The organism is Candidatus Ozemobacteraceae bacterium, from assembly GCA_035373905.1.
Lineage (GTDB): Bacteria > Muiribacteriota > Ozemobacteria > Ozemobacterales > Ozemobacteraceae > MWAR01.
Genome location: DAOSOK010000049.1, coordinates 22,725 through 33,118 on the forward strand (window position 1 = coordinate 22,725; position 10,394 = coordinate 33,118).

At 62.1% G+C, this 10,394-nt stretch carries 8 protein-coding genes; all 8 read right to left on the reverse strand.

From position 1 onward, the window contains the following. Positions 1-125 precede the first annotated feature (125 nt). The gene (locus PLU72_18200; GenBank protein HOT30115.1) at positions 126-2,423 is read right to left on the reverse strand and encodes a clostripain-related cysteine peptidase; all 2,298 of its coding nucleotides are present in this window, start codon (positions 2,421-2,423) and stop codon (positions 126-128) included. Next, positions 2,402-3,394 carry a DUF1186 domain-containing protein gene (locus PLU72_18205; GenBank protein HOT30116.1) on the reverse strand — a complete coding sequence of 331 codons (993 nt, stop codon included), beginning with the start codon at positions 3,392-3,394 and terminating at the stop codon, positions 2,402-2,404. Before PLU72_18205 ends, PLU72_18200 begins: the two co-directional genes overlap by 22 nt. After that, entirely contained in the window at positions 3,391-4,788 is a 1,398-nt protein-coding gene (gene serS, locus PLU72_18210; protein HOT30117.1) for a serine--tRNA ligase, read from the reverse strand. The genes PLU72_18205 and serS overlap by 4 nt, the downstream gene beginning before the upstream one ends. Before the next feature lie 51 nt (positions 4,789-4,839). Then, entirely contained in the window at positions 4,840-5,589 is a 750-nt protein-coding gene (locus PLU72_18215; GenBank protein ID HOT30118.1) for a hypothetical protein, read from the reverse strand. Positions 5,590-5,956: 367 nt separating this feature from the next. Next, positions 5,957-7,456 carry a glutamine synthetase family protein gene (locus tag PLU72_18220; GenBank protein HOT30119.1) on the reverse strand — a complete coding sequence of 500 codons (1,500 nt, stop codon included), beginning with the start codon at positions 7,454-7,456 and terminating at the stop codon, positions 5,957-5,959. A gap of 162 nt (positions 7,457-7,618) precedes the next feature. After that, complete coding sequence (locus PLU72_18225; protein ID HOT30120.1) at positions 7,619-8,326, reverse strand: SOS response-associated peptidase; 708 nt, start codon at positions 8,324-8,326, stop codon at positions 7,619-7,621. A gap of 15 nt (positions 8,327-8,341) precedes the next feature. Then, the gene (locus PLU72_18230; GenBank protein ID HOT30121.1) at positions 8,342-9,637 is read right to left on the reverse strand and encodes an aminotransferase class I/II-fold pyridoxal phosphate-dependent enzyme; all 1,296 of its coding nucleotides are present in this window, start codon (positions 9,635-9,637) and stop codon (positions 8,342-8,344) included. A gap of 324 nt (positions 9,638-9,961) precedes the next feature. Then, on the reverse strand, positions 9,962-10,394 hold a 433-nt coding region (locus PLU72_18235), incomplete at its 5' end, for a hypothetical protein (GenBank protein HOT30122.1).

Sequence of the window (10,394 nt, forward strand, 5' to 3'; positions counted from 1 at the left end):
CATCGAGGCAAGAACGAAAATGTCCGTATCTGCGTTACAGGATTTTTTCCGAACGTCGAACGTGTATTGTTCCCGTTCTGGATTCCTGCTGGTCGAAAGCGGCTTTGCCGGCTCCCGCGCCCTGTCTATTCGTCTTCCGGCGGTGGTTCGGGAAGGATCGGCTCGAAGACGATCGAGGAGGAGGAGACGACGATCCTGGCAACGGCGAAACTGGCGCCGGGTGAAACCGGTTCGCCGGTGATGACCGTCGACGTCGCGATCGTGGAAAGGCGCAGCAGGGGAACGGCGGTTCCGCTTCTCGAGGAGACGGCGACGTGGTAGACGCCGGGCAGAACAGCGCGGACGGCCGACCACGTTTCCTCCGGCAGGCCCGACTGGTTCGAATCGGGGCTGAACCGGCCGTTCGGCGACTCGGCGCCGGCGGCGGCCGTGTACCAGATCATCCGTTCGGGGTCGCCGGCGTTGCCCGGATCGGGCTCGCCGATGTACAGATCGAGGTCGGCGCCGCTCGGCCAGGTGAGCTTCACGAACAGGTTCCGTCCGTCGACCGGCGAGATATGCCCGACTTCGTTCATGGCGGCAAGCACCTCGTCCCACTCGGTCGCGCTCGCGAGGGCGAGATCGGCGTACCGCATCTTCCCGTTCGGGCCGAGATATCCTGCGTATTCTCCGGGGCCGGGGAACGCGATCGAGAGGCCTGTCGCACGCCGGTACCGGTCGCCGAATCTCACCGTGACGGGAACGGGAACCGACGTCGATATATAATGCGTCATATTATCAGCGGCGATGTTCGCGTTCGGGAACGTCGTCCGCAGGTTCGACACGAGGTCCAGCAGATCGCGGTGGTCAGGGAACTCGAACGCCTGGATCAGGTATCGTTCGGAGCCGGTCAGGCCGTAGGACGCATCGACGAGAGCCTCGCGGGTCCCGACGAGAGCGTTGAGATTGAGCGGCAGGTCGGCCCTGATCGCGGATGCCCAGGCGGCGAAGCGCGTCACGAGGCCCGGGATTCTGGCCATGTCGACCACCGACATCGTTCCCGAATACCGGCCGGCGAGCGGAGCGGCTTCGTATGCGCTCTTGAAGGCGGAGGCGGCCGTGCGGCCGAAGGAGAGGCCGTCCGAGGGCACGGCCGCGGACAGGCTGTTGAACAGCGTTTCGTAATTCCAGCCCGGGGCCGGCTCGTTCGCCTGGGAGAACGCGAGATACGACGCGTGGCCCTGGAGCTGGACGGCGATCTCGAGCATGCCCATCAGGCAGGCATCGAGGCCCAGGAAGTCGAGCGGGCGGAAGCCGCCGGGAACCTTCGTTCCGTAGGCAAGCGCCGTCTGCAGGGCGGGAATGTCCATCATCGCTGACGCCGAATCATCCGATATAATAGCTGATCGTATTGATCCCGGGCGCCAGCCGGTGCCGTGGGAGGCGATGACGAGGGCCATCCGCCGAGCCGGGAACGCCCGGTAGCCCCAGGAGATGAAATCGGCCAGAACCGAGGGATCGGCCGCGTTCACGCCGGCGGTCTTGCCCAGCTCCGTCGTTTTCCCCTTCCCGAGCAGCATTCTGCGGGTTCCGAGCGCCGTGTCCTCGTTCTGGACGATCACGGCCGTGTTCGCGGGCGGACCGGCCCGTTTCATTTCCTCGATGTCCTCTTCGAGGACGTTCGACAGGCTGTTGTCGCCGCCCTGGTAGACGAGGATCGTCCATTCGCGGGGATAAAAGCCGCGCTGCGCCGCGTCGAGGGCATCGGCCGCGGCATCGACGGCGGAACGCACATCGGCGACATCATCGAGCCGGGTTCCGCCGGTGATCTTTTCGGGATGCTTTTCGAGAACATCGGTGATGGCGAGAACGACGCCGTGGATCTCCCCGTCCGTGATCTGGGTCGGATCGATCCGCCTGCCGTACCGGTCGCGAAGGGTGCGCGCGATGAACGAGCGGGCCGTCGAGTAGACGGTGATGCTTGCCTGCTTCGTGCCGAACAACCCGGACGCGTCGGCCGCCATCCACTCGAGGATGAAGCCGGAATGCCCGCTATGCTTCGCTCGCAGAACGATCTGGTCGCGGATCGTCATCGAGGCGATCGAGAATGTCCCGGTCTTCCCCGCCGTCGCCGCGTTCGCCGGATCGTCCTCGACGGTGATCCGGAAGACGCTCAGATCGAGCATCGCGCTCCTGACCGTTCCGCGGACCGAGCCGCCGTCGATCGAAAGGACGCCGCCGAGGCTGGTGTGAAGGGCGACGTCGCCGATATCGATCGAGCCGGCGACGGAAAAGTTCGTCGGAATCGGATACGAGAACGGCGGCAGTCCGCCCGACTGGCCCGAGCAGCCGGTCATCAGCGTAACGACCACCGCAAACGCCGCCGCGAGGGCGAAGCGCGCGAGAGATCCGGTGCGGCCCGTTACGATCCTTGGCCGCAGCACTTCTTGTATTTCTTCCCGCTGCCGCACGGGCAGGGTTCGTTGCGGCCGGCCTCGGGACCGCGTGCAGGTCTCGCGCCGGGGCCCGGCCTGCTGATGACCGCGTCCTCGATCTCCTCGATGTCCCGAAGCTCTTCGTCGTATTCCGGCAGGTCGGGCGGCGGACGGAAGAAATTGCGAAGCGCGTCCCTCTGTTCCGCGGCGTTTATTTCGGCCTGTTCGGGATTGAAGCAGTCCCACCCGGACATTTCCTCGACGACATCGTCGAAGAACCGCATCGACACACTCTCGCTGGTCAACTGCAGGATCTTCTCGACAGGTTCGGCGGCCATGAGGTTCAGCTCGTCGGTCGTGAAATACTCCTCATCGATGATGCCGGCGGTGATCTGCATGGAGAGGTCGTCGACCAGCTCGCCGGGATGGATGTCGGCGGCGATCATCGCGATGAACGTGACGAACTCGGAATCCCGTTTCGAGCGTGGTCTGCTGAGAAGGCGTCTCAGCAGAATGATAAAGGGCTCGCGCGGTTGTTCCCCGCGCGCGACGAGACATCCCAGGGCTTCGATCGCGAGTTCCCGCACCAGTTCCGGCCTCTTCTCGTCATCCGCAAGCGCCATCAAACCCGACACGTCGGGGCCGGCGGTCATGGCGAGCAGACGGGGCATGTATTCGACCATCATCCCGCCCCAGACCATGTCGAGATCGTGTTCGTCAGCCGCGGAGAGAGACTCGATCAGCAGCGGATGCGCACGGCGTTCACGGAACGAAGCGAGCAGCATCGCGGCGTAGATGTGCCCCATGTATTCGGGTTTCGAGGCCGCATCGGGGTTCCTGACGGCGTTCTCGAGGAGTTCGAGCAGAGGAGCGACGGCGTCTTCCCGGCGTGAGACGAGCTCGCGAACGGCTTCGAGCGGGAAATGGTCGTTCGCGCGGAGAATCGCTTCGATTTGGGCGGCCACGGATGTCTGCATCATCGGACAGCCGGCTCCAGGTGGGTCTTGCCGCCCATGTAGGGGCGCAGGACCTCGGGAATGCAGACCCTGCCACCCTCGTCCTGGAAGTTTTCCATGATCGCGACCCAGGTGCGGCCGACGGCGAGGCCGGAGCCGTTCAGCGTGTGCACGAAGCCCGTTTTGGCGCCCTTCCCCTCGCCCTTGAACCGGATGTTCGCCCGGCGGGCCTGGAAGTCCTCGAAGTTGCTGCACGAGCTGATCTCGCGGTAACAGTTCTGCGATGGCAGCCAGACCTCGATGTCGTAGGTTTTCGCGGCTGAGAAGCCCACGTCGCCCGACGAGAGCGTGACGACGCGGTAGGCCAGGCCAAGCCGCCTGAGCACTTCCTCGGCGTTGGCGAGCAGGGCCTCGAGTTCCTCATAAGACTTGTCGGGATGCGCGTATTTGACCAACTCGACCTTGTCGAACTGGTGCTGGCGGATCAGGCCGCGCGTGTCCTTTCCGTAGCTGCCCGCCTCGCTGCGAAAGCAGGGGGTGTAGGCCGTCATCTTCATCGTCAGCGCCGACTCGGGCAGGATCTCGCCGGCGTAGAGGTTCGTGACGGGCACCTCGGCGGTCGGAATAAGATAGTAGTCGGTATTCTGCAGTTTGAACAGGTCGGCCTCGAACTTCGGCAGCTGGCCGGTTCCCCGCATCGCGTTCGAGTTCACCATGTAGGGGGTCCAGACCTCGCGGTACCCGTGCTCGCCGGTGTGCAGGTCGAGCATGAACGTGGTCAGCGCGCGCTCGAGGCGGGCGCCGTCGCCGCTCAGGACCGAGAACCTGGCCCCGGCGATCTTCGTGGCGCGGTCGAAATCGACGACGCCGAGCTTCGTCGCGACGTCGACGTGGTCTTTCGGCTGGAACCCGAATTTCGGGGCTTCGCCGATCCGGCGCGCCTCGACGTTCTCCTCGTCGCCGCCGCCCGCGGGAACCCCGGCGTTCAGCACGTTCGGAAGGGTCATCAGGATCTCGTCGAGCTTGCCGTCGACCTCGGCGACCTTCTCGTCGAGGCTCTTGATCCGGTCGGAGACTGATTTCATTTCGGCCAGTATATCATCGGCGGGCTGCTTCGCCTGCTTGCGTTTGGCGATCTCCATCGACGCCTGGTTGCGCTTCGCCTTGAGCTGTTCGACCTCGAACACGAGGTTCCGGCGCTCGGCATCGAGGGATTCGAGCGGTGCCAGCTTCGGGAACGAGAGCGTCGCCGCGTGCGGGACGAGCGCGTCGATCGCCGCCTTCGACCGTTTCGGCTCCACGCCTGCCTTCTTCAGCAGGTCGACGACGGCGGGGTCGGAAAAATCGACGTCGCATCGTCGGATCATGTTGACCTTGAGGCCGTCGGGGTTCGTGCGGATCCACTTGATGTCTAGCATGCTCGTCTCCTGGAATGGCTGGAAATGGTGGTGAAAACGAAGTGTACTCCGTCAGGATCTCCGTTTCAAGATGAGAGACCCGAAATACAGCAACGGCACGACGATGCCGATCAAAAACACCCATTTCATGGTGTCGGAGAGGTCGCCGCCGGATGCCAGGGCTGCGGCGAATCGTTCCGGGCCGAGGCCGGTGAGATACACCGCTCCGTTCACGTAGCCCTGGGGCTTGCCGCCCTTGAACTCAGCCAGCAGCCAGACGTCCTGCCCGGCCAGCAGAAACCGCTCCTTCACGCGCCACGCGACGGTGGCGGACGCGGGCATCGCCTCCGCCATCGAGCTCACGATGGGGGCCTGGTCGTGGCGGATCTGAAGAAGATCTTCCCAGGGCTTGATCCCGAACCAGTCATCGAACCGAAGCTTCGCCGGGCCGTCCGTCATCTCGAACGGCGCGCCGGTCACGTCGTCCTGTACCTTCCGGAACGCGAATCGTTTCGTCCACTCGCCGGCTTTGCGGATATCCTCGACCATCGACTCGTACCGTTCGGTGCGCTTCCACAGGCAGGGCTGCTCGCCGCACAGAATCGGCGCCGTTCCGGACGCGAGTTCGAGCCGCCCTTTCACCCAGGCCGGCCCGTCCTGCCGCAGCACTTCATCGAGTCGCTTTTGAACCGCCGCCGCCGCAAGTTTACCAGCTTCTTCCCGCTCTGTGTTGACGATCTGCATACCGATATACCCCATCGCCGAAAAAACGAGCGAAAAGAAGCAGGCAGCCCCAACAAGCCCATGTATCAGACATCCCATCACCGATTATCTCCGGTTCACCGCACCCCCGGTGCGGACAATTTTCATCTACAATCTCGTCTCACGCATATCACGATAATGCCCTCGAAAACCTGATACCGTTTGCGCTGAGGTATCGCAGCACAAAAGCACAAAATGTCTCTTGCCCATTCGACAGGCTCAGGTCAGTCTTCGAGATCTCCGTGCGAATCGAACAACGTTGTTCTTCTGCAGATTTCCTAGAGCATGATAACGGTATGGGCCGCATTGCACTCGAGCCGGATGAAGTGGAGAAAGAAGGTTCATGCCGGGCACGCGTTTCGTGAGCTCCGAAACGTCTCCGCTCCCGGAGCGGAAAAGAGCACAGGAAGAATATATTCCGTTACGGTCACCCGCAATGCAGATATTGCTGCACCAGGTTCATCAGCGCGTCCCCGTCGCCGAACATCCGCTCGCTGAGGTCTTTGTCGTTGAATTTTTTGAGCGTGGCGGCGATCCCATCGATCATGTGGGGCGGGAAGACCTGGTATTTCTCGTAGTATGCCCGATCCTTGAGCAGTTGTTCGCCGGCCTCGAAGCAGGAAGCGGGCAACTGGGGCAGGTGGAGCCCCGCCTGGTTCTTGCCCACGTCGAAGCTCACGTACAGCTTCTCGGCCAGTTTCAGCGCCTCGTCCGCGTTCTCGAGCCCGTGGCGGGCGGCGGTGGTGATGCCTGCCAGCAGCAGGTAGACGTTAGCGGATCCGTCGGCGCTGCGCAATTCGACGGTCTGGTTGGACATCGGATCGCTGTAGGGTTCCTTTTCCTGCGGGTTGGCTTCGTATGCCATGTTCGCCACGCCCTTCCAGCCCAGCGGCACGCGCACGAGCACGGAGCGGTTGCTGTCGCCCCAGCAGATGTTGGTGGGAGCCTCCTGGTGCGGCACCAGCCGCAGGAAGGAGGTCGGCACCACGTTGCCGAAGGCGGTGATCGAAGGCGCCAGTTCGAGCAGGCCGCCGATCATCTTCCGAGCGGTCAGGCTCAAAGAACCGGTCTCATCGACCATCTGATTGCGCCCGTCCTTGACCAGGCGCGCATGGATGTGCAAGCCGCTGCCCGCGTGGCCGACGATGATCTTGGGAGCGAAACTCACTTCCAGGCCGTGCTTGTAAGCCACCTCTCGAATCGCCCACTTCGCGACCACCAGCTGATCTGCGGCGTCCTCCACGTCGACCGGTAGGAACTCGATCTCGTGCTGCACGTATTCCCAGTCTCCCGAAACGATATTGCCGACCTCGGAATGACCGTACTTGATGCGACCGCCCATTTCCGAAATCAGGTTCATGGCCTCGATGCGAACCATTTCCCACTTCGCAAAGGGGTGGGATTCGTGATATCCCTTCTGCGGTGTGATGGTGTAGATCTTGTCGAGTTCGGAAGACAGGTAAAACTCGAGTTCCCCGAGCGCCTGGAGCTGCATACCGGTCTTTTCCTTCAACGACGCATGCGCCTTCTTCAGAATGTTCTCCGGGGCGATGTTGAGGGGTTGGCCAGTCTTGTCGAAATAGGAACACAGGATGTCGACGGTGGGAATCTGGGCGAAGGGGTTGACGAACGCCGTCCGGTATCGGGGAACCACATACAGGTCGCTGGCGCTGGCCTCGACGTAGCTGAACAGGCTCGACCCGTCGACCCGCTCGCCGACCGACAGGATCTTGTCGAGGTATTTCTTGTCGTTGATGATGAAGTTCAGCAGCTTGAGCTTGCCGTCGCCGCCCACATAACGGAAATTGACCATCCGGATGTCGTTTTTCTCGATGAAATGAATGAGATCCTTCTTGGTGAAATCATTCGAGCTCTTATCGAGGAAACGCACCAGCTTGTTCGGGTTCAGCGCGATCTGTTCGTTCATCGGTATTCTCCGCTTCGGAAATGTCGATTCGGTCCTCTCGACCGGGTGTCATGATACCACAACATGCGAGAAAGAAAAGCCCGGACGCCAAGATCGGAACGTGTTCTTCCGGCACCGAGCGGTGCCAGTCCACGCCGACGGGTTCACGGATGGTCGGTCCCCTCAGAGGGGCAACGGCGGGGTTTTCGGGCCGGGCGGGGCGATGCAGCCGGGGCCTTCCGCGGTTGCCGAGTTCACGGCGGCGGAGACTCTCGTTCCGATCATCGGTCCTGCTGGAAATGGGCCGAGCAGGCTCTGAATCGCAGCGATTTCCCCCGCTCCGACCGGCTCTTCGCCGGTTCCGAGCCACGCGGGCCAGGATTCCGGCGGAAGAATGCACGGCATGCGGTCATGGACGGCCGCGACGAGCTCGTTCGGGGAGGTCGTCAGGATCGTGCAAGTGTCGAATTCTCCCCCGTCGGGCGAAACCGACGTTTCCCACAGGCCTGCGAAAGCGAACAGTCCGCCATCGCGCATCCGAAAATACCAGGGGTTTCGTTTTCCGGCCTCGGCTTTCCATTCGTAAAAGCCGGTGGCGGGAACGAGACAGCGCCGGCGCCGGAATGCCGTGCGGAACGCCGGCTTCGTCGCAGCCGTTTCCGAACGGGCGTTGATCAGCGGTTTTACGGGTTTCTCCCCAGCCCAGGAAGGGAGGAAGCCCCACAGGGCGTGAGCGAACTCGCGGGAACCGGTCGATGCATTCCGTCGAAGCAGAAGAACGGGTTGAGATGGGGCAATATTATATCTTGCCGTATATTGCACGAGCGGTTCGGCCTTCATCGCATCCAGCAGGGACTGCCAGGTCGCGATGAGGCTGAACCGCCCGCACACGGGGTCGCTTCCCCGTCAGGCCAGTGCGTGGAGGCCCTGATGGTTCCTGATGCGGGCCTTGTACACCTTGCAGGCTTCGGCGATGATGAAGATGCTGCGCCGGATCTTTTCGGGATCGACGACGAGGGCGAGCCGGACCTCGTTCGTTCCGCGGCCGGGCGTCTGGTAGAAGCTCATGGCAGGCGTCACGCAGACGGTCTCGGTGCCGATGTTGAACTTCTCGAGCAGGAACAGCGCGAAGTCGTTGATGTCCTCGATGCCGGGGAACTGAATCATGAGATAGAACGCGCCCGCCGGGCGGGGCGCGACGACCCAGGGCATGTATTCGTTGATCGCCTCCATAGCGGCGTCGAGGCGGTCTCGGTAGGTCTTGCGCATATCGGCGAAGAAGGCGGGGTGGCGCAGCGCATGGTCGTAGGCCGCGGCGACGCCGTACTGCAGGATGTCCGAGACGCTCGCGACGGTGTGGGCCTGGACCATCGAGATTTTCTGGATGATCGGGGCGCGGGCCACGACGAAGCCGATGCGCGCGCCGCACAAGGCGAAGCTCTTGCTCGCCGAGTCGATCACGATGATGCGGTTCATCAACGATTCCATCTGGTCGGGCGGCAGGTCGACCTCGAGGATGCTGAACGCCTCCTCGTCGCCGAGGATCATCTCGCGATAGACCTCGTCCGAGATCAGGAACAGGTCGTGCTTGATCGCGAGCTTCGCGAGCCGCGTCACTTCCTCGGGGGTGAAGATCTTGCCGGAAGGATTGCAGGGACTATTGAACAGGATGGCGCGGGTTTTCGGCGTGATCTGCTTTTCGATGACCTCGTCGGGGGGAAGGACGAACCCCTGTTCGGCGAAGGTCGGCACGCTTTTCACGACGCCGCCGGAGACGGCGAGAAAGCCGGCATACGGCGGGAAGAACGGCTCGATGCAGAGGATCTCCTCGCCCGGCTCGCAGATCGCGAGAAACGTGTTCGTCAGCGCCTGGGACGCCCCGCACGTGACGAGCACGTTCTCGGTGTCGATGACGAGATGGCGCCGCTGGGTGCGGCCGAAATAGGCGTTCAGATACCGCGCGAACGTCTCGCGCAGGAACTTCTCGCCGATGAAGGGCGAGTAGCCCGAATGGCCTTCGCGGGCCCGCTCGGCGATCGCATCTGGGAACACGGAGATGCACTTGATGTCGGGCTGACCGATATTCAGCTCGTAGACGGTCTTTCCTTCGCTGATCAGCCGTTTGGCGATCGCCATCATCTGCCGGATCGAACTGGGCGAGAGATTCTCCACCCTCTTCGCATACCGCATCCCTTCCATCATTCCGCTCCTTTTCCCTGTTCGTCACGCCTCGCACCGTTTTCGGTGTCGCACCGCGAATTTTACCATAATTTCACCACCGAGAGGAATTCTGGGGACGGACAATTCTGGGGACGTGATACCGAACTATTAAGTTCGGTATCACGTCCCCAGAATTGTCCAGAATTGGAACACCCCCGAAGCCTGGCGGCTCCGGGGGTGTTCTATAGAATACTTTATTTATTTGGGACTGGGGCGGGAACAGCAGCGGATGCCGGGGCGGCCGGTGCGGAAGCCGTCGCGGCGGGGCGGTTCAGTTTTTTGCGGAGTTCGTCGGCGACATGCCTGTTACTTTCCCAGGATACTGGTTTGAATTTCCGGCAGGTTTTCAGGCAGAAGCCCGCTGTCAGACGCAGGCCGCAGATCTGCAGGCGTAACCATCTCAGCGGGTATAAGCCGATACGCTGCCCTCTGAGACGATCGATATTCGCAACTCCAGGCCCTGTTGGCTTTCAGCAGCTTGACTCCGAAAAAGCCGATCATGAACAGAACACATAGGGGCAGCAGCAGCGAATAGCGAACGTCTTTTATCAGGCCACGGTCGAGCAAGTATTCGACGTATTTGTGCGACAGAACGACAACCCCGATTATCGAAGCCGCCACAAGAGACAAAGCGGCAAACATATACAGAAACAGCTCGCCGGTATCATCGATAAGGTCTGTAAGCTCACTTTGATTCTCAAGCCGCATGACGCACTTGCGGTACCGTTTCTGGAGACAA